Source organism: Solwaraspora sp. WMMD792 (assembly GCF_029626105.1).
In the GTDB taxonomy this organism is placed as follows: Bacteria; Actinomycetota; Actinomycetes; order Mycobacteriales; family Micromonosporaceae; genus Micromonospora_E.
Map to the genome: position 1 here is coordinate 4073295 of NZ_JARUBH010000009.1, position 24142 is coordinate 4097436.

At 72.2% G+C, this 24142-nt stretch carries 24 protein-coding genes; 6 read left to right on the forward strand and 18 right to left on the reverse strand.

Annotation, left to right across the window (positions count from 1 at the left end):
• Positions 1 to 22 precede the first annotated feature (22 nt).
• Positions 23 to 1270 (reverse strand): helix-turn-helix domain-containing protein, encoded by a 1248-nt coding sequence (locus tag O7629_RS19300; RefSeq protein ID WP_278170812.1) that lies wholly within the window; start codon positions 1268 to 1270, stop codon positions 23 to 25.
• The gene (locus O7629_RS19305) at positions 1267 to 2736 is read right to left on the reverse strand and encodes an aldehyde dehydrogenase family protein (protein WP_278170814.1); all 1470 of its coding nucleotides are present in this window, start codon (positions 2734 to 2736) and stop codon (positions 1267 to 1269) included. The genes O7629_RS19300 and O7629_RS19305 overlap by 4 nt, the downstream gene beginning before the upstream one ends.
• 75 nt (positions 2737 to 2811) lie before the next feature.
• Here O7629_RS19305 and O7629_RS19310 point away from each other — a divergent pair, with 75 nt between their 5' ends.
• A complete protein-coding gene (locus O7629_RS19310; protein ID WP_278170816.1) occupies positions 2812 to 3894 on the forward strand; it encodes an NAD(P)-dependent alcohol dehydrogenase in 1083 nt (360 codons plus the stop codon).
• Between the two features lie 125 nt (positions 3895 to 4019).
• Positions 4020 to 6266: a cytochrome P450 gene (locus tag O7629_RS19315; protein WP_278170817.1), complete on the forward strand. Its 2247-nt coding sequence runs from the start codon at positions 4020 to 4022 to the stop codon at positions 6264 to 6266.
• Positions 6267 to 6411: 145 nt separating this feature from the next.
• On the opposite strand, the gene O7629_RS19320 is transcribed toward O7629_RS19315, so the two are convergent.
• The 3 genes from O7629_RS19320 to O7629_RS19330 all read right to left on the reverse strand — a co-directional run bounded on the left by O7629_RS19320 (position 6412) and on the right by O7629_RS19330 (position 8500).
• Positions 6412 to 7482, reverse strand: a complete 1071-nt coding sequence (locus O7629_RS19320; protein ID WP_278170819.1) for a TauD/TfdA family dioxygenase — start codon at positions 7480 to 7482, stop codon at positions 6412 to 6414.
• Between the two features lie 168 nt (positions 7483 to 7650).
• A complete protein-coding gene (locus tag O7629_RS19325) occupies positions 7651 to 7776 on the reverse strand; it encodes a hypothetical protein (protein ID WP_255500449.1) in 126 nt (41 codons plus the stop codon).
• Positions 7777 to 7897: 121 nt separating this feature from the next.
• The gene (locus tag O7629_RS19330) at positions 7898 to 8500 is read right to left on the reverse strand and encodes a TetR/AcrR family transcriptional regulator (RefSeq protein ID WP_278170821.1); all 603 of its coding nucleotides are present in this window, start codon (positions 8498 to 8500) and stop codon (positions 7898 to 7900) included.
• A 104-nt stretch (positions 8501 to 8604) separates the two neighbouring features.
• Here O7629_RS19330 and O7629_RS19335 point away from each other — a divergent pair, with 104 nt between their 5' ends.
• The 3 genes from O7629_RS19335 (at position 8605) to O7629_RS19345 (ending at position 10604) form a co-directional block, all read left to right on the forward strand.
• Positions 8605 to 9597: an alpha/beta hydrolase gene (locus O7629_RS19335; protein WP_278170822.1), complete on the forward strand. Its 993-nt coding sequence runs from the start codon at positions 8605 to 8607 to the stop codon at positions 9595 to 9597.
• A 334-nt stretch (positions 9598 to 9931) separates the two neighbouring features.
• A complete protein-coding gene (locus O7629_RS19340) occupies positions 9932 to 10123 on the forward strand; it encodes a hypothetical protein (protein ID WP_278170824.1) in 192 nt (63 codons plus the stop codon).
• Positions 10104 to 10604: a hypothetical protein gene (locus O7629_RS19345; protein ID WP_278170826.1), complete on the forward strand. Its 501-nt coding sequence runs from the start codon at positions 10104 to 10106 to the stop codon at positions 10602 to 10604. Before O7629_RS19340 ends, O7629_RS19345 begins: the two co-directional genes overlap by 20 nt.
• Before the next feature lie 336 nt (positions 10605 to 10940).
• On the opposite strand, the gene O7629_RS19350 is transcribed toward O7629_RS19345, so the two are convergent.
• Positions 10941 to 11288 carry a hypothetical protein gene (locus O7629_RS19350; protein WP_278170828.1) on the reverse strand — a complete coding sequence of 116 codons (348 nt, stop codon included), beginning with the start codon at positions 11286 to 11288 and terminating at the stop codon, positions 10941 to 10943.
• Between the two features lie 7 nt (positions 11289 to 11295).
• On the opposite strand from O7629_RS19350, the gene O7629_RS19355 reads away from it, so the two are divergent.
• Complete coding sequence (locus tag O7629_RS19355) at positions 11296 to 11517, forward strand: antitoxin VbhA family protein (RefSeq protein WP_278170830.1); 222 nt, start codon at positions 11296 to 11298, stop codon at positions 11515 to 11517.
• Positions 11518 to 11525: 8 nt separating this feature from the next.
• On the opposite strand, the gene O7629_RS19360 is transcribed toward O7629_RS19355, so the two are convergent.
• From O7629_RS19360 to O7629_RS19415, 12 genes are all read right to left on the reverse strand, one after another.
• Positions 11526 to 13148: an amidohydrolase family protein gene (locus O7629_RS19360; protein ID WP_278170831.1), complete on the reverse strand. Its 1623-nt coding sequence runs from the start codon at positions 13146 to 13148 to the stop codon at positions 11526 to 11528.
• A complete protein-coding gene (locus O7629_RS19365; RefSeq protein ID WP_278170833.1) occupies positions 13145 to 15112 on the reverse strand; it encodes an FAD-dependent oxidoreductase in 1968 nt (655 codons plus the stop codon). Before O7629_RS19365 ends, O7629_RS19360 begins: the two co-directional genes overlap by 4 nt.
• Positions 15112 to 16680: a gamma-glutamyltransferase gene (locus tag O7629_RS19370; protein ID WP_278170834.1), complete on the reverse strand. Its 1569-nt coding sequence runs from the start codon at positions 16678 to 16680 to the stop codon at positions 15112 to 15114. The genes O7629_RS19365 and O7629_RS19370 overlap by 1 nt, the downstream gene beginning before the upstream one ends.
• 19 nt (positions 16681 to 16699) lie before the next feature.
• The gene (locus O7629_RS19375; protein WP_278170835.1) at positions 16700 to 17332 is read right to left on the reverse strand and encodes a cyclase family protein; all 633 of its coding nucleotides are present in this window, start codon (positions 17330 to 17332) and stop codon (positions 16700 to 16702) included.
• Positions 17333 to 17364: 32 nt separating this feature from the next.
• On the reverse strand, positions 17365 to 18177 hold the full coding sequence (locus O7629_RS19380; protein ID WP_278170836.1) for a creatininase family protein: 813 nt from the start codon (positions 18175 to 18177) through the stop codon (positions 17365 to 17367).
• Between the two features lie 62 nt (positions 18178 to 18239).
• Complete coding sequence (locus tag O7629_RS19385; RefSeq protein ID WP_278170837.1) at positions 18240 to 18695, reverse strand: hypothetical protein; 456 nt, start codon at positions 18693 to 18695, stop codon at positions 18240 to 18242.
• Positions 18692 to 19456: an amidohydrolase family protein gene (locus O7629_RS19390; RefSeq protein ID WP_278170838.1), complete on the reverse strand. Its 765-nt coding sequence runs from the start codon at positions 19454 to 19456 to the stop codon at positions 18692 to 18694. The genes O7629_RS19385 and O7629_RS19390 overlap by 4 nt, the downstream gene beginning before the upstream one ends.
• Positions 19453 to 20460 (reverse strand): oligopeptide/dipeptide ABC transporter ATP-binding protein, encoded by a 1008-nt coding sequence (locus tag O7629_RS19395; RefSeq protein ID WP_278170839.1) that lies wholly within the window; start codon positions 20458 to 20460, stop codon positions 19453 to 19455. The genes O7629_RS19390 and O7629_RS19395 overlap by 4 nt, the downstream gene beginning before the upstream one ends.
• Positions 20457 to 21521 (reverse strand): ABC transporter ATP-binding protein, encoded by a 1065-nt coding sequence (locus O7629_RS19400; RefSeq protein ID WP_278170840.1) that lies wholly within the window; start codon positions 21519 to 21521, stop codon positions 20457 to 20459. The genes O7629_RS19395 and O7629_RS19400 overlap by 4 nt, the downstream gene beginning before the upstream one ends.
• On the reverse strand, positions 21518 to 22210 hold the full coding sequence (locus tag O7629_RS19405) for an alpha/beta hydrolase (protein ID WP_278170841.1): 693 nt from the start codon (positions 22208 to 22210) through the stop codon (positions 21518 to 21520). The genes O7629_RS19400 and O7629_RS19405 overlap by 4 nt, the downstream gene beginning before the upstream one ends.
• 7 nt (positions 22211 to 22217) lie before the next feature.
• Positions 22218 to 23270: an ABC transporter permease gene (locus O7629_RS19410; RefSeq protein WP_278170842.1), complete on the reverse strand. Its 1053-nt coding sequence runs from the start codon at positions 23268 to 23270 to the stop codon at positions 22218 to 22220.
• On the reverse strand, positions 23267 to 24136 hold the full coding sequence (locus O7629_RS19415) for an ABC transporter permease (RefSeq protein WP_278170844.1): 870 nt from the start codon (positions 24134 to 24136) through the stop codon (positions 23267 to 23269). Before O7629_RS19415 ends, O7629_RS19410 begins: the two co-directional genes overlap by 4 nt.
• Positions 24137 to 24142 lie beyond the last annotated feature (6 nt).

Sequence of the window (24142 nt, forward strand, 5' to 3'; positions counted from 1 at the left end):
GGAAGTCGCCATCGACCTGCGGTTATCCGCCGTCGCCGGCGACGATCAGCAGCTCCCGCGCGACCAGCGCGGTACGCAGCACAGCGGCGGTCGACGGATGCAACGGATCCACCCCCAGCAGCCGCTTGATCAGACCCACCCGGTAGCCGACGGAGTTACGGTGCAGATGTAGTTGTTCACTCACAGCTTGCCTGCTCCCCCCGGTCGCCAACCAGTGGTCCAGGGTGCGGAGCAGGTCGTCGCGCTGCGCGATCGGCCCCAGGTGCCGGTCCACGTACCAGCGCAGCCGCTCCTGCGGCACGGCCAGCAGCAGTTGCGCCAGACCCGCCCGCTCGAACGGCAGCTCGGCCGACTCCGCCGCCGCCGGGCTGCGGCGCAGCAGCAGCCGCAGCAGCAGCCGGGCGTCCCGGAACGAGTCGGGGGTCGCGGCCGGGCCGGTCACCGACCGGCCGCCGGCCACCCGGACCTGGCCGGCACCGACGATCTGCTCCAACCGGCCGCGCAGCCGGGCCACCTCCCGCTCGGCGTCACCCTGCAGCAGGGTCCAGCCCAGCCGGCCGTCGGCCAGCACCGGCCGGTCCAGCCAGGTCAACGCGGATGCCCACCGGCGGCGCTGGGTGCCGGTGTAGCCGAGTGCCACCGCCGCATGCGGCTGGTCCAGCCGCCACCGGTACGCCGCCGCGGCGCGCACCAGGTCGGCCTGACCGGCCGGGGACCGGTCACCGGAGCCGTCCCGCAGGGCCAGTAGCAGCCCGTCGGCACCCACCGGCGCCGGCGGCTGCGGCGGCTCCCGGCGTACCGCCTCGATGAGCAACGCGGTGACCGCGGCCCGGGCGTAGTCGAGCTGGCCGGTCCCGACCGGCTCGGCCAGCAGCAGGACACCGAGCCGGCGGCTGCCGGACCCGACCGGCACCGACCGGCCGAGCCAGCCGTCGACGCACCGCACCCGGTCGCCGCGCAGCGCGCCCGGGTCGGCGACGGCGCTGCCGCAGTTGGCGGCGGCCGTGACACCACTGGCCGTGCCGCTGGTGGCGGCGCTGGCGCTGGTGTCGTCGCCGGGGTCGTGGCTGGTGGCCAGCAGCTCCCCGGTCTCGGCGACCAGCCGGCAACCATGGCCGGTGGCCTCGGCCAGCCGGGCCAGCAGCACCGGCCAGCCGGCACCGCCGAACGCGAGGTCGGTCAGCCACTGGGCGAACTGGGCCGGCGTCGGTTCGGCGGCCACAGCCAGCCGGGGCCGGACCGGCACCGGAAGGTCGGCCGCCCCGGTCACGTCGGCGATCGATCGAGCAGCCGGACCGCGACGGCCTTCTCCTGGGTGTACTCGCGCAGCGCCGCATACCCGCCGCCCCGGCTGAACCCGCTCTCCTTCTGCATGTTGAACGGGAACCCGATCACCCCGGCGTCGTGGAACTGGTTGACCGCCACCTGGCCGCTGCGGGCCTGGCCGGCCACCCGCAACGCCCGGGACACGTCGGAGGTCCAGACGCAGGTGAGCAGGCCGAAGTCGGTGCCGTTCATGATCGACACCGCTTCCTCGGTGGTCCGGAACCCCTGCACGGCCAGGACCGGGCCGAAGATCTCCTCGCGGGCCAGCCGCATCGTCTCGTCGACGCCGTCGAACACGGTCGGGGCCACGTACCAGCCGTCGCCGAACGCGGCCGTGGCCGACTCCCCGCCGGTGACCAGCCGCGCCCCGGCGCCCGGCGCCTCGGCCAGAAACCCCCGGACCCGCTCGTACTGGGCCTGGCTGACCAGCGGACCCATGTCCAGGTCCTGCTCCCACGACCCGACCCGGACCTCGGCCATCGCGGCGGCCACCCGCTCGACCACCTCCGCCCGGATCGACTCCTCGACCACCAGCCGGGAGCCGGCGTAGCAGTTCTGGCCGGCGTTCTCGGTGATCGAGGCGACGATCGCCGGCACGGCGGTGTCCAGATCCGCGTCCGCGAAGACCACGTTCGGCGACTTGCCGCCGAGTTCGAGCTTCACCGGGACCAGGTGCTCGGCGGCGGCCCGCATCACCGCCCGGCCGGTGACGGTCGAGCCGACGAAGCTGATGTGGTCGACGTCCGGATGGCCGGTGAGCGCCACGCCGGCCTCCGGGCCGAGCCCGGTCACCACGTTGAGCACCCCGGGCGGCAGGCCGGCCCGCCGGGCCAGCTCGGCCAGGGCGAACGGGGCGAGCGGGGCGATCTCGGACGGCTTGAGCACCACGGTGTTGCCGGCGGCCAGCGCCGGGGCGACGTTCGCGGCGGTGAGCACAGCCGGCACGTTCCACGGGATCACCACCGCGCAGACGCCGTACGGCTCCGGGCGGGTGTAACCGAAGTAGTCAGGGGTACGGGTGGGCAGGGTGACCCCGGTCAGCTTGTCGGCCGCGCCGGCGAAGTAGTCGACGATGCCCTGCGCGATGTAGATGTTGAGCCGCCCGCCGGAACGGGGTTTGCCCACGTCACGGGCCTCATGGGCGGCGAGCTCCTCGACGTGGGCGGCGATCAGGTCGGCCCACCGGCGCAGCGCGGCGCCGCGTTCGCTCGGCGAGGTCGCGGCCCAGCCGGGGGCGGCCCGACGGGCGGCGGCGACCGCGCGGTCCACGTCGACGGCGCGGGCCCGGGCGACCGGCTGGATGCTCCGCCGGGTCGCCGGGTCGAGCACCGGAAGTTCGCCACCGTCGGCGGCCGCCTCCCAGGCACCGTCGATCAGCTGGCGGGCAGCGGGAATGTCCAGGTCAGCCATGGTGGAATCCTTGACCCTCCATGTTCCGCATGTCAAGATGCAGTCTCGCTTTGTGAGTACACCGGGAGGATTTGCGTGCGGGTCACGGCGGCGGTACTGGACAGCGCGGGTGCACCGTTCACCCTGCAGGAGCTCGACCTGGCCGGACCCGGCCCGGACGAGGTGCTGGTACGCGTACACAGCGTCGGTATCTGCGGCACCGACCTGGAGTTCGCCAACTTCTTCCCCACCCCGGCGGTGCTCGGCCACGAGGGTGCCGGCGTGGTCGAGCAGGTCGGCGAGCGGGTCACCGGGGTCTCGGCCGGCGATCACGTGGCGATGAGCTTCACCTCGTGCGGCAACTGCCCGCTCTGTCTGACCGGTAGCCCGGCGTACTGCCGCAGCTTCGACGCGGTTAACTTCGCCGGCCGCCGCCCGGACGGCAGCAGCGCGCTGTCCCGCGACGGCGAGCCGGTCAACGGACACTTTCTCGGCCAGTCGTCGTTCGCCAGCCACGTGGTCGCCCCGGCCCGCGCCGTGGTGCCGATCAGCAAGGAGATCGACCTGCGGCTGGTCGGGCCGTTCGGCTGCGGCTTCGGCACCGGAGCCGGCGCGGTGCTCAACGTGCTCCGCCCACCGGTCGGGTCGTCGATCGTCGTCTTCGGTGCCGGCTCGGTCGGCGTGGCGGCGATCCTGGCCGCCCGGATCGCCGGCTGCACCACGATCGCCGCGGTCGACGTCAACGCCGACAAGCTGGACACCGCCCGCCTGCTCGGCGCCACCCACGGCGTCGACTCGCGCACCGGGGACGCGAAGGAACTGCTCGCCGCGATCGCCCCGTACGGCTTCGACTTCGCGATCGACGCCACCGGACGCGAGGAGGTGCTGCGGACCGCGGTCGAGTCACTCGGCCCGCTGGGTCGGTGCGGCGTCGTCGGGGTCGGCCCCAGCGAACAGATGAGCTTCGACTGGCGCAGCATCCTCAACGGGCGCACCGTCACCGGGATCATCGGCGGCGACAGCCTGCCCCAGGTGTTCCTGCCGAGGCTGCTGGACCTGCACACCGCCGGCCGGTTCCCGGTGGACCGACTGCTCAGCTACTACCCGTTCGAGCAGATCAACGAGGCGGTGGCGGCGGTACGCTCCGGCACCGTCGGCAAGGCCGTCCTGACGCTCTGACCCGACCGTGTCCCACTGCGAAACGTTGTCTCGCCATGTGAGTGGGATTACCCTCGGCTCCAGACACCCAGTGGCGCGGCTGGGAAACACCGCGCGGCAGTCAGCACATGTGGAGCTCGCCCGCCATGACTGAATCTCGTATCGCGGGTCCGTCCGACCCGCAGTCCGCGGCACCGTTCGACCACCACTCCGCCGAGTGCAACGCCGACCCGGTCGGCTACTACCGGGCGTACCGCGACAAATGCCCAGTCGGCCGGACCGACGCGCACGGCGGCTTCGTCTACACCACCCGGTACGCCGACGTGGTCCGCGTCGCCCGCGACGACGACACCTTCTCCTCGGCCCGCGCCACCGCCGGCGGCGACGGCACCGCCATCGTCATCCCCCGCGGACCCGGCCTGGAGCAGTACCCGATCGAGCTGGACCCGCCGGCCGCCGGCGACTACCGCGACCTGATCAACCCGCTGCTCACCCAGGACGCGGTCGCGAAACTCGCCCCGATGATCGCCCGGCACACCACCCGGATCATCGACGACTTCGTCACCGAAGGCTCGGTCGACTTCGTCCGCGACCTGACCAACCCGCTGCCGGCCGCCGTCACCCTCGACTGGCTCGGCTTCCCCGAGGCGGAATGGCCCAAGCTGGCCAAGCCGATCCACGACATCTTCGCCGCCCTGCCCGGCAGCGAACGCGCCAAGAGGGGCGGCCAGGGCCTGGCGTACATGGACGAACGGATCCGGGAGCTGATCCACGCGCGGCGCGCCGAACCGGCCGACGACGCGGTCAGCTACCTGGTCGCCCAGCGCCGACCCGACGGCGAACTGTTCGGCGTCGACGAACTGGTCTCCGTCATCGGTTTGCTGATCGCCGGCGGGGTGGACACCACCACCTCGTTGACCGGCTCCACCCTGGTGCACCTGAGTCGCAACCCGGAGCAGCGGCAACGGCTGATCGAGTCACCCGACCTGCTCGACGGCGCCACCGAGGAGTTCCTGCGGGTCTTCGCGCCGTCCCAGTCGATGGCCCGTACCGCCCGCGCCGACGCCGAGGTCGGCGGCTGCCCGGTCAGCGCCGGCGAACGGATCCTGATCCCCTGGGTCGCCGCCAACCACGACCCAGCGGTCTTCCCCGAGCCGGAGCAGGTCCGGCTGGACCGCGACGCCACCCGGCACCTCAGCTTCGGCATCGGCAGCCACCGGTGCGCCGGCGCCCACCTGGCCCGACTGATGTTCCGCGAAATGATCACCCAGGTGCTGACCCGGCTGCCGGACTACCAGGTCGTCGAAGACGGTCTCGTCGGCTACCCCACCAAGGGGAACCAGACCGGCTGGGACGCCATCCCGGCCGTGTTCACCCCCGGCCGCCGCGCCGCCGACGCGGCGGCCGGAGGTGCCCCGGCGCTCACCCGCCCCGGCGGCGACCGGGAACTTGTCGTCGAGGCGGTCACCCGGGCCGCCGACGAGGTGCTGGAGGTACGGCTGGCCGCCGCCGACGGCGCACCGCTGCCGGCCTGGGCGCCCGGCGCCCACCTGGAGGTGCGGCTGCCGTCCGGCCGGGTCCGGCAGTACTCGCTCTGCGGCGACCCGGCCGACGTCGGCGGCTACCGGATCGGCGTGCTGCGGGAGGCCGCTGGGCGCGGCGGCTCTGTCGAGCTGCACACCGTCGCCGCCGCCGGCGCGACGCTGACGGTACGCGGCCCGCGTAACCACTTCCCGCTGGTCAACGCCGACGAGTACCTCTTCCTCGCCGGTGGGATCGGGATCACCCCGATCCTCGCCATGGTCCGCGAAGCCGGCCGGCGCGGTACGCCGTACCGGGTCGTCTACGGCGGCCGCAGCCGCGCCTCGATGGCCTTCGCCGACGAACTGGCCGCCCTCGCCGGCGACCGGGCCGTGCTGCTGCCGCAGGACGAGGCCGGGCTGCCTGACCTGGCCGGGCTGATCGGTGGCGTCGGCGACGGCACCGCCGTCTACTGCTGCGGACCCGGCGCGATGATCAACGCGGTGGAGCGGGTGTGCGCCGACGCCGGACGCACCGGGCAGCTGCACGTGGAACGCTTCGCCGCCGGCGACGATCTGGAGGTGGCGTTCGACCCGGCGGCCAACACCGAGTTCGACGTCCAGTTGGCCCGCACCGGGGTCACCCTGCGGGTACCCAAGGACAAGCGGATGATCGAGGTGCTGCGCGAGGCCGTGCCCGGCCTGACCTACGACTGTGAGAAGGGCTACTGCGGGGCGTGTGAGACCCGGGTGCTGGCCGGTACGCCGGAACACCGCGACTCGCTGCTCACCGAGGACGAACGGGCCGCCGGCCGCAGCATGATGATCTGCGTCGGCCGGTGCAGCTCCGACCGCCTGGTGCTCGACCTCTGATCAACGGGTACGGCGAAGGGCGGGACCGGATCACCCGGTCCCGCCCTTTCTGCCCTGTCACCGGCGCCGGTCAGCTGAATGCGGACGGCCCGCCACGCTGCGACATTGAAGCGTGACGGGCCGTCCACGTACTGGGCGGGTGAGGTCAGTTGCCCCACTCGAAGTTCGGCTCGGCGGCCTCGGCGATCTTGAACCGGCCACCTGGCACCACGGCCACCGCGCTGCGGTCGGTGACCACGTTCTTGCCGAAGCCGTCGACCAGCGGTCGGCCGACGTCACGCTTGAGCCACAGCCGCAGCAGGTGCCGTCGACGCTCCGGCTCCGGGTAGTCGACGTAGCCGGTCCGCGAGTGCAGAGCGGCGTAGTTCAGCAGCCACTGCACGTCGCCGGGCTGGAAGTCCATGTCCAGCGCCAGGCCCGGCTCCTGGGCGATCTCGTCGTAGAGGTGCAGCAACTCGATCTGGGCCTCGGTGAGCCGGGGCACCTCCGGGTAGTCCTGCGCCGAGAAGATCATCGAGCTGCCGGCGTAGGTGCTGAAGATGCCGTCGACGTAGCTGCAGATCGGCGACAGGTAGGTCTTCGCCGGGGCGTCGTGGTCCTGCTTGTACCAGTCCCAGTGCCACGGCTCGAACAGCAGCGGCGCCAGGTCCGGCCGGCGGCGCCGGATCTCGTTGTAGATGGTGGTACCGCTGACCAGGCTGCTCGCCCCGCCCTCCTTCGCCGCGCGCAGGCACATCAGCGCGACGACGTCGGAGCTGTCGGAGTGGAACGGCAGCCGGTCACGCACCCGCGACGGCAGCGCCGACGGGTCGTCGAGGGTCTTGTTGGAGGTGGCGATGACGTGGTCGAGCACGTCACCCATCTGGTTCTGCCCCATCGGTACGCCGAGGTGCAGCCCCATCAGGAAGAAGATCGCGCCGGCGAGGGTGTCGCCGTACTCCTCGGTGCGCAGCCCGCGCACCAGGATGAAGCCGCGGCCGGAGTCCATCTGCTGGGCGCATTCGGCGTTGAGGCCGGCGCAGACCGGCAGCGGGTAGTCGGCGGCGGTGACCGTACGCAGGTCGGGGTCGTCGGCGACGAACTTGCGCCCGACGGTCTCCAGCTCGGTCCGCTCGGCGTCACTGAGGTGGTAGATCCATTCGGTGGACTTGCTCAGCTCGTCGCCGCGCCAGGCGGACGGGCCGGAGATCGGGGCCAGGTCGATTGCGGTCGTCATGATGATGCGCTCCGAGGGTCGTCGGTTCTGATGGAAGAGTCGGCCGGTGTCCCGGGTGCGACGCGCGGTGGCGTGCGCGGACCGGATCGGTCAGGACAGGGGTGGCGTGCCCGCCGTGTCGCCCGGCGTGTCAGGTGCCGGGGCGCGACGGTCGGGCGTACTCGAAAATCAGAACGGGGTCTGCGGGTCCCCGGCAGCGGTCCCGGGGCGCATGCCCTCGCGCGGCGGGTGGACCCGCAGCGGCTCCTCGTAACCGCGCACCAGCAATCCAGCACCTTGCGGAACTCGGATCATGGCGTTCTCCTGCGGCTGGGTGGTCGTGTCCGCCAGCCTAGGCCAGTACCTATCAACCGTCAACAGAGATGCCATCTCGCAATACGATCAAACCCGATCGGTCGCCGGCCGGGCGTACCGGCTAACGGAGCGCCCTGTCGAGCAGATCGACAAGCGTGTCGGCTGCCGCGACCGCGTCGAACCCGGGGTCGGCGAGGCGCTGCGCCACGATCGCGTCGATCGCCCCGTTGACGATGACGGCCGTACCACGGGAATCGACGTCGGCGCGGTAGTCGCCGGCCGCCATCGCCGCGTCGATCAACCCCGCGACCGCCGCCCGGCGACCCTCGTCGTCCGGGCTGTCGGTGATCCCGGCGTCGGCGGTGATCGCCTCGATGATCATGCGAGCGTGATCAGGACGGGCGTCGAGGTGGCCGACCAGCGCCCGGATGTACGCGTACAGCGCGGCGGCACCCGACTGGTCGGCGACGGCCGCGCCGACCGCAGTGGTGAGCGCGTCGATCACCGTCTGGTAGGCGGCCCGGAGCACGGCGTCCTTGGTCGGGAAGTGGTAGAGCACGGCCGCCTTGGAGACCTCGGCGGCCTCGGCGATCCGGGCCAGCGAGGCCCCTCGGTACCCGTGCTCGGCGACGAGATCGATGGTCACCTGGACGAACTGCGCCCGCCGCGCCCGTTCGGTGATCGTCAGCGGCTTGCCTGCCAGGTCCGGACCGGTCGATGACATGAGTCCGAGCCTACCTGTCGGGCAGAAATTCTACCGCGTGGTTAGACTTCTGACCGTACGGTAGATCGACGACAGCCGGAGCGCACGCCCGGAAAGGAGCCCAGATGCGCCGCCTACTCCCCCGCCTGCGCCGCCGACGCTGGCTTGTCGTCGGCATCGCCGCCCTGATCACCACCATCGCGCTACTGACCGGCTGCCTCGCTGTCCGCACCCCCGCGCCGGTCGGCCACTTCACCTCGGCCGCCGCCGCAGACCGCTTTCTCGCCGCGTACGACCGGGCCATGGCGGACCTGCCGAGCGCCGACCGGACCTTGGACGTACGGACCAGCTACGGCGTGGTGCGGCTCTACCACTTCGCCGGCGCCGAGCCGGACGCCGATCCGCTGCTGCTGTTGCCGGGTCGAGCCGCAGCCTCGCCGGTCTGGGCCGACAACCTGCCCGCACTGCTGCGACTGCACAGCGTCTACACCATCGACCTGCTCGGCGAGCCGGGGATGAGCATCCAGCAGCGGCCGATCGAGACCCCCACCGACCACGCCCAGTGGCTGCACGAGGTGCTGATCGAGTTGCCGGAGCCGGCCATTCACCTGGTCGGGCTCTCGATCGGCGGTTGGACCGCGATGAACCTGGCGGTGCACCGACCGGAGAAGATCGCCAGTGTCACCCTGCTCGATCCGGTCCTGGTCTTCGCCGACCTGTCCTGGCAGGCGATCGTCCGGTCGATCCCGGCCAGTGTCCGCTGGTTTCCCAGGTCCTGGCGCGACGACTTCGCCAGCTGGACCGCCAACGGCGCGCCCGTCGAGGACGTACCGGTGGCCCGGATGATCGAGGCCGGCATGCAGACGTACGCGCTGAAGCTCTCCGCCCCGCACCGGATCACGCCTGAGGACCTGGCCGGGGTACGGACGCCGACGCTGGCGCTGCTCGCCGGCGAGTCCCGGATGCACGACACGGCCGAAGCGGCCGAGGTCGCCGAGCGGGCACTACCCGACGCGACGGTGATCGTCTACCCGGACGCCTCGCACGCAATCAACGGCGAGTACCCGGACCGGATCGCCGCCGACATCGCAACCTTCCTCGCAGCGTCCGGCCCTTAGCCGCCCAGGCTCGGCCCTGGAGCCACCCGCACGAAGGATCGTGCTCACCACCAGCAAAAACGTTGATCAGATAAGTAGTGAATTCGGAAGCATTCTCACGATAGCCGCCAAGCAGCGGACGACTCTGGAAAGACACCGAACCGACCGGCTTGGATAGCCCAGTCGGAGGAGTCAGCGCTGGTCACGACATGATCATTTCTGTTGCCGTACCGCACATCAGCTCAGATCGTTTCATCTGGCGTGTCAGGTAGGTTACGACGGGTAGCACAGATGGGTGGATGCATCTAAGATGAGCCATGCCCAACCAGACGATGATCAACTCTGGGAGGCCACAATGACTGCCGCCAACCTTCCCGGGCCAACTGTCACCGAACTCAATGCCTCCGAGTGGAAGCAAGCAGTCCAGGAGGCGTTGGATAAACTGCATATCACATACCAACAACTCGCCGAGATGGCGAGGGCACGGCAGTTCGATTCACTGGAAGCACAAAAGCTGTGGATCTCCATTGGCGAATTCGACAAATAAGGCGCTCATCGAGCAGTCCCGACAGTTTGCCGAGAACCTGCGGATACTTCTCAACAACACAGTCTGCGACTCAGCGACGATCGCAGCCAGGATCGCAGCCGATCAACACCATGCGATCGTCGGCACCCAACTAACCGGCATCACCGCCCGACCGGCCAGGATGAGGTCGGCCGCAGCGTCCCCCATCTGGCTAGACGTGATGTGCCGGCTCAATCTCGACGAGGACGAGGGCACGTTTCTGACCGTCCAGGCCTCGGTCTGCAGCCTGCTGGTAGGCGACGAGAAAATCGAGTTGTTACACTACGACTACGAACGAAACAAGGCCCGTTACACGGAAGCACATATCCAGGTCAACGCACGCCACGAGGCATTCGAACGCCACCTTGCCGAGACCCGGAAAAAGGGGATCAACGGGCTGAATAAAATTCACCTCCTAGTTGGTGGACGCCGGTTCCGCCCCCGCCCTGGAAGACCTTCTTGAGTGTCTTATTGTCGAAGATCTCGTGCCACCGAAGACCGACTGGGAGACCACCCTCAATCAGAGCCGGAACCGGTACCGTCGCAAACAAGCAGCCGCCGTGGTCCGGCGCGATCCCACATGCGCTGTTGAGGAACTCGAACGGCTTGGCTACCAGGTCAACCCACCGGGCGACGCCAACCGTCGGACGCTGCTGGACCGGCTGGTGCGGCCACGACAGCGCGGCGATGTTCCCGATGGAGAGCGTCAGAAGCCCCGAAATTCCCGCCGCAGACGCTGAATGCGTTCCGGCAGCGTCCAGGAAGGTACGCCACACAATCGCCAGGGCGATGCCGTCTGCTACGAGATCGCGGTCGGCGTCGCGGCGGTGGTCGACATGGCCGTCACGCCGCCAGCACCACGGCGGCGTGACGGCCGCCGGGACATGGTCAGCGGCGGTCGAGGTCGGCGCGGGTCAGCAGCGACTGCAGCCGGATGCCCTCGGCCGACGACCGCCGCGCCTTCGGCCAGCCAAGCGACACCGTACTCCTTCGCCGTCTTACGCACGATGGCACCTGGCAGTCCGATGTGGCGACCCACCGCAGTCACCACCGCGATGCCACCCATCTCCAGGCCGGCGAGTACCTCGGTCTCCGGCGGCACCAGCGCGGCCTTACCGACGGTAAGTGTGTAGACAATCGGGCACACTCGGGAAGTGCTGGTTGAGACGTTGTCGGTTCACGAAACCCGTGAGCAACTACCCGGCGAGATGGCTGCCGAGCGTACCCGGTCGTTTATTCAGGCAGCAGCCTCGGTAAGGGCTGAAGGGTTGACGGCGAGCGCCCACGTCGAGACTGTCATGGAGCGGTGGACTGGCGGCGAGATCAGCACTGAGCAGATGCGTAATCTCGTCCGGCGGCTCTATGGCGCGGCGTGACCGTCGATTCATACCTCGGTGTAACGCACCTCGCCGGCGACCACGGTGGCCAGTACGGTGCCGGCGGGCAGCGCGTCGGCGTCCGGGGTGAGCGGGTCGACGTCGAGCACGGTCAGGTCCGCCGGCTCGCCGACCCGGAGCACTCCGCTGCCCCAGCCGGCCTGCGGACTGCCGGCCACCTGCGCCGCGCCGGTGGTGAACAGTGCCAGGGCCTCGGCGGCTGTGACCGCCTGGTCCGGCCCGAGCGGCTCGTCGCGGCCCCGTACCCGACGGGTCCGGGCCTGCCAGATGCCGTGCAGCACCGACATCGGCGGACCCGGCCCGTCGGAGCCGCCACCGACCGTCACGCCCGCGTCCAACCATGAGCGAAGCGGGTTCGCGGCGGCCGCCGCTGGCTCGCCGAGCCGGTCGATCAGGTTGAGCCCGAACGCCCACTGCAGCGCCGGATGCGCCGACACCGGCACGCCGAGCCGCTGGGCGGTGGCCATCGCCGCCGGACCAGGGCCGAGGTAGGCGTGGATCAGGTGAAAGCCCAGTCCGGCGATCGGCGTACCGGCCGCGACCTCGGCGAAGACCGACAGGGTGAGGTCGATCGCCGCGTCGCCGACGGCGTGCACACCGACGCCCCGCCCGTGCGCCGCAGCCGCCGCGCAGTGCGCCCGCACCGTCTCGGTACGCAGACTCTGGTTGCCGTGGTAGCCGTCGGTGCCCGGCCAGGGTGACGACAGCAGCGCGGTGCCGAGCGAGCCGCCGCCGTCGAGGAACAGCTTCGTCGGCCCGGAGCGCAGCAGACCCGGCGCGGCCCGGTCAAGATCACAATCATCGAGGGTACGGCGAAGCTGCGCGTCGTTGACGTCGTCGCCACCCAACGGCATCGCCACGGTACGCAGCCGCAGCGCACCGGCCCGGCCGGCCGCCGCGTACGCGGCCAGTTCGGCGGCCGGCACCGCCGGGTCGACGGCGGTGGTGATGCCATGGGCGAGCAGCGCCGCCTGCCCGGCCGTGATCCAGTCGATCCTCGTCTGCTGGTCCGGCTCCGGGACCACCGCACGGACCAGGGCCACCGCCGGATGTTCGACGAGCAGCCCGGTCGGGGTGCCGTCGGCGTACCGGTCGATCCGCCCGCCGGGCGGGTCCGGGGTGCCGGCGGTGATCCCGGCCAGCCGCAGCGCGGTCAGGTTGGCGATGCCGTCGTGGCCCTTGCGGTCCAGCAGCACCGGCCGGCCAGGGGCCGCAGCCTCCAACTCGGCGGCGCCGGGTAGCCGGCGTTCGGCCAGGTCACCGGGGTCGAAGCCGGCATCGGCCTCGATCCACCGGCGGGTCGGATTCCGGCGGGCGTACCCGCTGATCCGGTCGCAGATGTCGCGGACGCTGACCGCGTCGTCCAGCCCGACCCGGGCGGCGGCCCGGCCGGCCCAGATCAGATGGACATGGCTGTCGACGAAGCCGGGCAACACCACCGCGCCGGGCGGGGCGAGCTCCGGCGTACCGGTGGGGACAGCGGCGCGGGCGGCGCGCAGGTCGCCGACGGCGGCTATCCGCCCGGCGCGCACGGCCACCGCCTCGGCCCGCGGGCCGGCCGGGTCCATCGTCCGCACGTCGCCGACGACGAGCAGGTCACCGCCGGTCACCGGGTCACCTGCCGGAAGGCGAGGGCCTCGTGCAGGGTCCGGGCCGCCCGCGCCCCGGCGTGCACCGCGTCGTGCAGCCGCCCCGGGCGCAGCGCGTCGCCGCAACGCAGCACCGGCCGGCCGGCAGCCACCTCGACGGCAGCCTCGTACAGGTCGTGGTGGGGTTCGCGACCGACCGCCGCGACGATTAGCCCGGCCCGCAGTACCGTTCCGTCCACCTGCACCTCCTGGTCGTCGGTGACCCTGGCCCGGTGGCCGAGCACGGTCCGCACCCCGACCGAGGCGAGCAGGTCGGTCCAGGTCGGTGGGTCGTCGGGGGGTTCGTCGTCGAGCACCTGGGTGGTGTCGCCGAGCAGCGTGACGTCGGCACCGCGCCGGGCCAGCGCGGCGGCCGTGCTGGTGCCGGTCCGGCCGGCTCCGATCACCAGCACCCGACCGTCGGCGGGCAGCGGCACCAGGCCGCGCAGCACGTCGAGCGCGGGCACCGCGCCGGGCAGCGACCGCGCCACGCCGCCGGTGGCGACCAGCAGCCCGGCCCACTCTCCACCGAGGTCCGTCGGGTGCAGCGGGGCGTCGACCACCTCGACGGCGCTGGCCGCGAGCCGGTCGGTCAACCAGCGCAGGTACGGGGCGAAGCTGTCGTGCACCCCGCTGTCCACCGCGTCCCGCAGGGCACCGCCGGGCCGGCCACCGGTGTAGAGCCGGACCCGGTGTCCGTGTTCGGTGAGCCGGTGCGCGGCTTCCAGGCCGGCCGGACCGGCCCCGGCGACGAGCACCGGCGGCGCCAGGCCAGGCGACCGGTTGGCCGGCCGCACCGGGCCGGACGACGCTGAGGCCGGCGGCAGGCTCAGCGACGGGTTGACGGTGCAGGCGACCGGCCGGCCAACCAGGGCGGCACGGGCGTGGCAGCCGTCGTTGCCGCGTACGCAGGGGCGGATCCGCTTGGCGGCGCCGGCGAGCGCCTTCTCCGCCCAGTCCGGGTCGGCGAGGAAGGCCCGGCCGAGCGCGACCAGGTCGGCGGTGCCGTCGCGGAGCAGCGTGGCGGCCTGCGCCGGTTCGGTGATCCCGCCGCACGCGATGGTGGGCAGCCCTGCGGTCCGCAGGGTCCGGGCCGATCGCCAGACGGCGCCCGGTGGCACCGCGGCCGGCGGCACCTGGCGTACCCGCGTGGCGTGGTTGCCGGACGACACGTGTACCGCGTCGACCTGGCCGGTGGCGGCCAGGGCCGCGACCAGCCCAGTGGTCTCGGCCAACTCCTGCCCACCGGGTTCGTGGTCGCGGTCGGACAGCCGTACGGTGAGCGCCACCTCGGCCGGCAGCGCCGCACGGCAGCGGGCGACGACCTCCAGCAGGACGCGACGTCGCCGGGCCGGATCGCCGCCGTAGTCGTCGTCGCGCCGGTTGGTGTGCGGAGAGAGGAACCCGGCGAGCAGGTAGCCGTTGGCCGCCTGGATCTCCACCACCTGGAAGCCGGCCTGGGCCGCGCGGCGGGCGGCCCGGCCGAACCCGTCGACGACCACGGCGATCTCGTCGACGGTGATGGCGCGGGGCCGCAGCCCGAGTCGGCGTTCGATGGCGGGCCAGGGCACCGCCGACGCGGCAAGCGCCTCCCCCGGCAGGGTGCGCTGCCGTCCGGCGTGGGCGATCTGCAGCCCGGCGACGCGACCGTCGGCCCGGATCCGCTCGGCGACCGGGGCCAACGCGGCGGCGTGGTCATCGCTGGCGATGCCGAGATGGCCGCGGAAGCCAAGGGCGGCCCCGTCGTCGATCGCGGTGAACTCGACGATGGTCAACGCGCTCCCCCGGCCGACCCGCGCATAGTGGTCCCGGTGCCACGGCTGGGCGTAGCCGCCGGCGTCGGCCGCACCGGTCGAGGTAGGCGCCTTGACGATCCGGGACCGCAGCGTGACCGGCCCGAGCCGGTACGGATCGGCGAGCAGCGTGGCCGCTTCGGCGGGGTCCATCAGTGGCCCCGCAGCACCCGGGCGGCGCCGTCGGCGCGGGGGTCGCTGGCCGCGTCGAGGCCGGCGGGGGTGCGCCGGGCCAGTTGGACGTGCCCGGCGTCGTCGTGGCGCTGTGGCAACTGCACCACCCGCAGGTTGAGATCGGTGGCGGCGGCCCGCAGCGCGTCGGTGGCCGGGGTGTCGGGTTCGAGCAGCAGGCTGGGCCGGTCCTGGCCGACGTCGCGGGCACCGATCACCCAGCGGGGGCGGGCCAGCAGGCCGGCCGGGTCGGCGGTGGTCAGCGCGTCGGCGGCGACCTGGGCCAGGATCCACGGCTGGGCCCGGCCGCCCTGGCAGCCGAGCGCGACGACCCGGTCCGGGCCGGTGGCGATCGCCGGGCAGAGGGTGTGCGGTGGCCGGGCACCGGGGCGCAGCCGGCCGGGGTGGGCCGGATCGAGGCTGAACACCGACCCCCGGTTGTGCAGCACCAGGCCGGTGCCCGGTTCGCAGATACCGGCGCCGAACGTCTGGAAGACGCTCTGGATCAGGGTGACGGTGGTGCCGTCGTTGCCGACGGCGGTGACCGCCACGGTGTCGCCGGCCGGTTTCGGGCCGGGCGGTGGCAGCGGCCCGGCCGGCGGGTCGGTGCGCAGCAGCAGCCCGTCGAGGTCGACCGGGCCGATCCGGGGATCACCGAGCAGGGTGTCGCGGCGCTGTTCGGCGGTCCGGGCGGTGGCCAGCGCGGCGGCCGCGTCAGCGGGCCAAACGTTGGTGGCACCGCTGGCGGCCGGGTCGCCGTCGGCGGCGCGGCCGGCGCTGGCGAGCATGGCCAGCAGGGTGACGCCCTGGCTGGGCGGCGGCGCGACCGACCAGGTCACCTCGGAGCCGGCGGCGGCGTACCGCAGTGGATCGGTGACCTCGGCAGCATGCCCGGCCAGGTCGGCGGTGGTCAGCGGGCTGCCGAGTGCGGCCAGCCCGGCGGCCAGCGCCTCGGCGAGTTCGCCCTGGTAGTAGTCGCGCCAGTCGGCGCCGATGGTGCCGAGGGTGCGGGCCAGCGCCGGCTGGCGCAGCACCGCTCCGGCCGGCAGCGGCGTACCGTCGCCGTCGAGCAGCAGCGCGGCCAGGCCGGGATCGGCGCGGACCACGTCGAGCCTGCGCAGGATCGCCGCGGCCAGGCCGGGGCTGACCGGGACGCCGCCGGCGGCCAACTCGACGGCGGGTGCCAGCACCCGGGCCAGCGGCAGCCGGCCGCCGAGATCGGCGAGCGCGGCCCAGCCGGCGACGACACCGGGCACGGTGACGGTCAGCGGACCGCCGGGTGGCATCCGGTCCCCGGCTGCGCGCAGCGCCGCGACGTCGACGCCGGCGGCGGCCGCGCCGACCGACAGCACCGCCCGGATCCGGTCGTCGGGGGTGCGGACCAGGGCGATCAGGTCACCGCCGGCCGAGCACTGGTGCGGGTAGGCGACGGTGAGCGCGGCGGCGGCGGCGAGGGCTGCGTCGACGACGCCACCGCCGGCCGCCACCACGTCGGCGGCGGCGTCCAACGCGGACGGATGTGGTGCGGCGAGCGCGATCTCGATCGACATGTAGGTCAGTCTCGCCGGGTCAGTCGCGCTGGATCAGGATGGTACGGGCGAACGCCCCGTCGGCGCCGACCAGTTTCGTCGGCAGGCAGACCAGTTCGTACTCCCCTGGCGGCACGGCATCCAGGTCGGCGTTCTCCAGGATGATCACGCCGGAGCCGAGCAGCGCGTGGTGGGCGTCCCAGGTGTCGGTGCGCCGGTGGCTCTCGATGGTCAGGTAGTCGATGCCGATCAGCGCGACCTGCTGGTCGATCAGCCAGCGGGCGGCCTCCGGGGAGAGCCCGACCCAGGATTCGGCGCGTTCGGTCTCGCGCAGCGGGCCGGCCGAGTTGCTGGTCTTGAGCAGCACCCGGGTGGCACCGGCGATTCCGGCGGCGACCAGGTCGGCGACGGTCACGTCCCCGTCGACGGCGGTCAGGTCGGCGACCACGGCCGGGCCGACCAGGGTCTCCAGCGCCACCTCGTCGATCGGGGTGGCACCGTCGACGAAGTGCGCCGGTGCGTCGACGTGGGTGCCGGTGTGCGCGCCGAGCCGCCACCGGGTGACGTTGGAGGCATCGCCGTTGGCCAGCGACTCGACGATCTCCACCTCGGGTTTGCGGCCCCAGTGCAGCATCTTCGGGTGGATCGGCAGGGTGATGTCGTAGATCTTCACGCGGGTCCTCCGGGCGGGGCGTGGCGGGACGGTCAGGGCCGGTGGGTGGGGTCGGGCCAGGGTTCGCGTACGGCGGCGGCGACGGCCCGGGCGGTGGTGGCGACGCAGCGGTCGAACTCGGCCCGGCCGTGCTCGGCGGTGGCGTCGGCGACGTCGCGGCCCCACACGCCGGTGTCGCTGACCTGGTCCATCCGGTAGTCCCAGAACGAGTCGACGTCGCGGTGCGAGGTGGCCTTGTCCATCCGGACCAGGTCCGGATACAGGTGCAGCATCACCGAGGTCTCGAAGTAGTTGGCGTGCATCAGCCCGCGCCCGTGGTAGACGTGCCCGTCGACCTCCGGTCCGGGGTACATGGTCACGTAGGCCAACGCCCGTACCCGTGAGTCGCGGTGGCGTACCCGTAGCTTCTCGGCGGAGACGTCGAGCGAGCCGTTGTTCCAGATATGCCCATTGAGGAGGATAAATTGCCGTACGCCGCTGGCATGCAGTGAGTCGATGACGTCCTCGACGACGGCGATCAGGGTCTCCGGGCGCAGCGCGATGGTGCCGGCGAAGTCGCCGTGTGAGGCGGAGACGCCGTACCCGATGGGGGGCACCACCGGCACGCCGGTGAGCGCGGAGACGTCGCGGGCGACCGCGTCGCAGATCAGCGTGTCGACAGCGAGCGGCAGGTGCGGGCCGTGCTGTTCGGTGGCGCCGACCGGGATGATCACCGAGTCGACGACGGTCGCCGTCTGGCCGGCCTCCGGCCAGGTCAGGTCGGCCCAGGCGACCGGCGTGCCGGGGCCGCCGAGCTCGGCGGCGAGAGCCGGCCGGTCAAGGTCGGTGCGGGACGGTTCAGACACGGTGTTCCTCTCTCGGTACATGGACGGAGTCGGGCGCGGCGCGGCACGTGGACAGGGCCGGGTCACCAGGCCCGGCGGGTCTTCTCCGGCAGCAGGTCGATGGCCTCCATCGCGGTGACGGCGCCGTCGACGGTGGTGATCCAGACCCGGGCCTGCGGGCTGTAGTCGCTGATCAGCTCGCGGCACACCCCACACGGGGCGATGACCCGGAACCGGCCGGCCGGCTTGATCTGCACCGAGACCACGCTGTCGACGGTGAGCGGCGTCCCGGCCGGCAACGCGGCGCGGGCCGCGCCGAGGGCGACACCTTCGGCACAGATCGAGCTGCGCCGGCAGGACCCTTCCAGGTGCACGCCGGTGTGCACGGCGCCGTCCGGGGTGCGCAGCGCGGTGGCGACCTCGTGCCGGCCGGCGACCCAGACCTTCGACAGCAGCCGCTGGGCGACGTCGAGCAGCTCGACCTCGCCCGGGGTCATCCCGGCCGGTGCCGGCACCGGAGCGACATCCTCGGTGATCATGCGGTGATCCCGAGCAGCCTGGCCATGTTGCCGCCCTCGACGAGTGCCCGGTCCGCGGCGTCCGGGATCGCCTTGGCGATCTTCATCCGTTCCAGGTCGAAGTCGGAGCCGGGCCACTCGCTGCCCAGCAGGATCTGCTCCGGGCCGAGCCGGGCGTACGCCCGCTTGACGTCGCTGATCAGGGTGGCTGAGGTCTCCAGGTAGATGTGCGGGTTCCGTTCGGCGACGATGATCGCCTCGGGAACGTTCCAGACCGCTCCCATGTGGGCGATGATCGTCGGCACCTGCGGATGGCCCTTGGCGATCTCCTCGATCGCCAGCGGCGCACAGAACGCATCGTCAAGGGCGTTGATCAGCACCATCAGGCCGTGTTCGGCGCAGGCGGCGAAGACCGGGTCGAGCAGTCCGTGGTCGGCGACGTGGTAGCCGTGCAGGCTGGGGTGCAGTTTGAGCCCTTTGAGGCCGGCGTCGGCGATCCGGGCGATCTCGTCGAGCGCGTCGTCGTCGGCCGGGCGGACCTGCCCGAAGCCGAACAGCCGGTCCGGGTGAGCCTTGGCCAGGCCGATGATGAAGTCGTTCTCGATCCGCTGGGCCAGGGAGCAGACCATCGCCATGTCGACCCCGGCGGCGTCCATCCGGTCCAGGATCCGCCGCGGGTCGAACGGCGTGTACGGCGGCGGTGCCTGGCCGGGACGGGCGCCGGTGAGGTAGTCGGATCGGCCCCGCACGTCCTGGGTGGTGTTGTACGCGTCGATGATCACTGTGCTGTGCCTCCGGTGGTGACGGTCGACGGTGCCGGGATGTCCTGCGGCACCAGGGGCAGATGGCAGCGGACCGTGCGGCCCGGTTGGATCGGTCGCAGCGCCGGCGCTTCGGCGCGGCAGCGGTCGACGGCGTACCGGCAGCGGGTATGGAACAGACATCCGGCCGGTGGGTGGGCGGGGTCGGGCAGTTCGCCGGCGAGCACGATCCGTTCCCGGTCGGACTCCCGGTCCAGGGTGGGCACGGCGGAGAGCAGCGCCTCGCTGTACGGGTGTGCCGGCCCGCCGAAGAAGGTGTCCCGGTCGGCGACCTCGATGATCTGGCCGAGGTACATGACGGCGATCCGGTCGGCGATGTGCCGCACCACGCCCAGGTCGTGCGAGATGAACAGCATGGTCAGCCCGCGCTCCCGGGTCAGGTCGGCGAGCAGGTTCACCACCTGGGCCTGGATGGAGACGTCGAGCGCGGAGACCGGCTCGTCGGCGACGATGAACCGGGGAGACGGGGCGAGCGCCCGGGCGATGCCGATACGCTGCCGCTGGCCGCCGGAGAACTCGTGCGGCCGGCGTCGGCCGGCGTCGCGGCCGAGCCCGACGAGGTCGAGCAGTTCGTCGACGGCCCGGCTGGCGTCGGCCCGGCTGGCCCCCCGGCCGCGCAGCAGCGGCTCGGCGACGCTGTCGGCGATCCGCCGCCGCGGGTTGAGCGAGCTGAACGGGTCCTGGAAGACCATCTGCAGGTCGGCTCGGATCTGCCGGAACACGGTCCCGCGCAGGCCGGTGATCTCCCGGCCGAGTAGCCGGATGCTGCCGGCGGTGGGTTCGGTGATCCGCAGGATGGCCCGGCCGAGGGTGGACTTGCCGCAACCGGACTCGCCGACCAGGCCGAGGGTCTCGCCCTCGCGGATCTCCAGGTCGACGTCGCGCACGGCGCGGACCGGATCACCACCGCGCCCCGGGTACTCCACCCGCAGGCCGGTCAGCTGGATCAGTGGCACGCTGGTCACGGTCGACCTCCGACCGCTGCCGGGGTGCGGGCGGTGTGCCGGGCCGACGCGTCGAGCAGGCACGCGTCGACGTGGCCCGGTTCGCCGTACCGGTTGACAAGCTCAGGCGGCGACGTGTCGCAGTCGGCGTGGGCGAACGCGCAGCGTGGGGCGAAGCCGCAGCCGGGCGGTCGGTCGACGCCGGTGAGCGGGCTGCCGGGGATGGCCGGCAGCCGGTCGGCGACCGGCCCGTCGACCCGGGGCACCGAGTCGAGCAGCCCCATCGTGTACGGGTGCTGCGGTGAGTACAGCACCTGGTCGCGGGTGCCCTGCTCGACGATGCGGCCGCCGTACATGACGGCGACCCGGTCGGCGACCTCGGCGACCACTCCGAGGTCGTGAGTGATCAGGACGATCGAGGTGCCGTGCTCGGCCTGCAGCCGTTTGAGGGTGGCCAGCACCTGGGCCTGGATGGTGACGTCGAGGGCGGTGGTCGGCTCGTCGGCGATCAGCACGGTCGGGTCGTTCGCCAGCCCGATCGCGATCATGACGCGTTGCCGCATGCCACCGGAGAGCTGGTGCGGGTAGGCGCGCGCGTTGCGGGCCGGGTTGGCGATGCCGACGTCGGCGAGCAGCTCCTCGGCCCGCTGCCAGGCCCGCGCCCGGCTGATCCGTTGATGGGTACGGATCATCTCGGCGACCTGGGCCCCGGCTCGCTGCAACGGGTTGAGCGCGGCGAGGGCGTCCTGGAAGACCACCGAGATGTCCCGGCCCCGGACCCGGCGTAGGTCGGCCTCGCTGGCGGTGGTCAGGTCCCGCCCGTCGAACTCCACCCGGCCGGTGATGTGCGTGCCGGGTGCCCGGTTGAGCCCGACCAGGCTCATCGCCAGGGCGGACTTGCCGGAGCCGGACTCGCCGACCAGGGCGAGAATCTCACCGGCGTGCAGGTCGAGGTCGACGCCGGCGACGGCCGGCAGCCGACCGGCCGGTACGTCGAACTCGACCCGCAGCCCGCGCACGGACAGCACCGGCGCCGCCGGGCCGGCCGGGGCCGGGTTCGCCGAGGCCGGGGCGGAGGTCACCGGGGCGCTCCGGCGATGCCTGCGGCAGCCCGCTCCACCAGGTCGGCCACTTCACGGGGCCACACCCGGGGGGTGAAGTGACTGCCGGTGATCTCGGCTACGGTGGCGCCGGCACGGGCCGCCATGTCCCGTTGGGTGTCCGGGCGCAGCGTCTTGTCCTGTGCCGCGACCAGGTACCAGGACGGCTTGTCGCGCCAGGCGGGCACCCCGGTGGGCTGCGCGAAGATGGCGTCGGCGCTGGGGCGCGAGTCGGCGTCGAAGTTGTCCCGTTCGGCTTCCGGCACGTCCCAGCCGATCTCCGCCCAGTACTCGGGGCTGTGCTCCGAGGCCCATTCGCCGTTCGGACCACGTCGCATGTGCCGGCTGACCTCGGCGGGCGGGTAGCGGCCGATGATGTCCTGGATCGACTCGCCATTGTCGGGGGCGAACGCACAGACGTAGACGAGCCCGGCGACCCGCTCGTCCCGGCCGACGTTGGTGATCACCGCCCCGCCGTAGGAGTGACCGACCAGCAGCACCGGTGCGGTGCAGTCGGCAAGCACGGCGGTGGTGTTGGCGACGTCCTCGACGAGCGAGTTCATCGGATTGGTGACCAGGTGTACCCGGTGTCCGGTGGCGCGCAGCAACGGTGCCACGTGGGCCCAGGTGCTCGGGGTGCCGCCAGCACCGTGCACCAGCACGATATCCATGATGGATTCATCCTCTCCGTAGGCGCGGGTCCAGGACCAGGTAGAACAGATCGACTGCGGCGTTGACCAGCACGAAGAGCAGCGCGATCGCCAGCGCGGCGCCCTGCACCACCGGGTAGTCGCGTTGCAGCACCGAGCTGACCAGCAGGTTGCCGACGCCCGGGTACGAGAAGACGGTCTCGGTGATCACCGAGCCGCCGAGCAGCGAACCGAACTGCAGACCGAGCACGGTCACGATGGGCAGGCCGGCGTTGCGCAGCACGTGCCGGCGCAGGATGGTCCGCTCCCGCAGCCCTTTCATCCGGGCGGTCCGCACGAAGTCGTCGCTGAGCACCTCCAGCACCGAGGCCCGCACGATCCGGGTGATGAAGCCGGCCATCGCCAGCGCGAGGGTGGTGGCCGGCAGGATCAGGTACTGCAGCCATGGCCCGACCAGTTCGGGCCGGTCCTGCAGGATCGCGTCGAGGAGGACGAAGTTGGTGGTGGGCTGGTAGTCGAGCTGGCTGGGCAGCCGACCGATCACCGGCATCCAGCGCAGCCACACGCCGAAGATCACGATGCTCAGTACGCCGAGGGCGAACCAGGGCAGCGAGAAACTGACCGTGGCGATGGACCGGGTGGCGGTGTCCACCCAGGTGTCTTTGCGCAGCGCGGCGATCACCCCGGTGACGACCCCGATGAGGATGGCGATCAGCATCGCCGCGACGGTCAACTCGATCGTCGCCGGCAGCGCGCCGCCGAGCAGGTCCAGCACGCTGTTGCCGCCGTAGAAGGAACGCCCGAGATCGAGGCCGAGCAGGTCACCGAGGTATCGCAGGTACTGCTCCCAGATCGGCTTGTCCAGGCCGAGGGCCTCGTTGATCCGGGCTTCGTTGGCCGAGATCTGCTCGGCGCTGAGGCCCTGGGTGCCGCTGGCCGCGAGGGTGGACGACGGTGAGCCGGGCAGCTGGCGGATGGCCAGGAACACCAGGGAGGCCAGGACGAACAGCACCACCGGCACGCTGGCCAGCCGGCGGACCGTGAGCATCGGCAGCGACCTGCCGCGCAGCAGCCGGATCATCGGCGGCTCCTCGGGTCCAGCGCGTCGCGCAGGTCGTCGCCGACGAAGTTGCTGGCGACCACGAAGATCAGCGTCAACGCTGCGGGCAGCACCGCCATCCGGGGTGCCGAGTAGATGAACTCCTGGCCGGCCTGCACCATGTAGCCCCAGTCCGGGGTGGGCGGCTGGATGCCCAGGCCCAGGTAGGACAGGCCGGCGGCGAATCCGGCGGCCACCGACAGGGTCATCACGACCTGGGCGAGCAGCGGGCCGGCGATGTTCGGCAGGATCTCCTGGATCATGATCCGGGGCGACCGGGTGCCGCCGAGCCGGGCGGCGAGCACGTAGTCGCGGGCGGCCTCCCGAGCGGTCAACGCCCGGGCCAGCCGGGCCAGGCCGGGTGACAACGCGACACCGACCCCGACCACCAGACTGCGTACGCCGGGTCCGCTGGCCGCCACCACCAGGATGATCAATAGCATCGATGGGAAGGCCAGCCCGACGTCGGTGACCCGCATCAGGATCTGCTCACCCCAGCCGCCGAGATAGCCGGCGAGCATGCCGACGGTGGTGCCGATGAGCGCGGCGACGGTGGTGGCGAGGAACGCGACCAGCAGCAGTGGTTGGGCGCCGTACACCAGCCGGGCCAGGAAGTCACGGCCGAGATCGTCGGTGCCGAGCGGGTGCCCGGCGGTGCCGAACCCGGCGAGGGTGACGTTGGACTGCCGCTCCGGGTCGGCGCCGATCATCAGCGGCCCGATGGTCGCCATCAGCACGAAACCGACGACCACCAGCCAGGAGACGGTGGCCAGCCAGGACCGGGCGATGGAGCGCCGCGCGTAGGCGGCTCTCCATCGCCCGACCGGCCGCGCCCCGGCGACCGTCACCGGTCC

Excerpts from the sequence above, each read along its gene's own strand:
- O7629_RS19305 (WP_278170814.1), bottom strand. The coding sequence starts at position 2,736 with ATGGCTGACCTGGACATTCCCGCTGCCCGCCAGCTGATCGACGGTGCC.
- O7629_RS19315 (WP_278170817.1), top strand. The coding sequence starts at position 4,020 with ATGACTGAATCTCGTATCGCGGGTCCGTCCGACCCGCAGTCCGCGGCA.
- O7629_RS19320 (WP_278170819.1), bottom strand. The coding sequence starts at position 7,482 with ATGACGACCGCAATCGACCTGGCCCCGATCTCCGGCCCGTCCGCCTGG.
- O7629_RS19325 (WP_255500449.1), bottom strand. The coding sequence starts at position 7,776 with ATGATCCGAGTTCCGCAAGGTGCTGGATTGCTGGTGCGCGGTTACGAG.
- O7629_RS19330 (WP_278170821.1), bottom strand. The coding sequence starts at position 8,500 with ATGTCATCGACCGGTCCGGACCTGGCAGGCAAGCCGCTGACGATCACC.
- O7629_RS19335 (WP_278170822.1), top strand. The coding sequence starts at position 8,605 with ATGCGCCGCCTACTCCCCCGCCTGCGCCGCCGACGCTGGCTTGTCGTC.
- O7629_RS19340 (WP_278170824.1), top strand. The coding sequence starts at position 9,932 with ATGACTGCCGCCAACCTTCCCGGGCCAACTGTCACCGAACTCAATGCC.
- O7629_RS19365 (WP_278170833.1), bottom strand. The coding sequence starts at position 15,112 with ATGGACCCCGCCGAAGCGGCCACGCTGCTCGCCGATCCGTACCGGCTC.
- O7629_RS19370 (WP_278170834.1), bottom strand. The coding sequence starts at position 16,680 with ATGTCGATCGAGATCGCGCTCGCCGCACCACATCCGTCCGCGTTGGAC.
- O7629_RS19385 (WP_278170837.1), bottom strand. The coding sequence starts at position 18,695 with ATGATCACCGAGGATGTCGCTCCGGTGCCGGCACCGGCCGGGATGACC.
- O7629_RS19405 (WP_278170841.1), bottom strand. The coding sequence starts at position 22,210 with ATGGATATCGTGCTGGTGCACGGTGCTGGCGGCACCCCGAGCACCTGG.
- O7629_RS19410 (WP_278170842.1), bottom strand. The coding sequence starts at position 23,270 with ATGATCCGGCTGCTGCGCGGCAGGTCGCTGCCGATGCTCACGGTCCGC.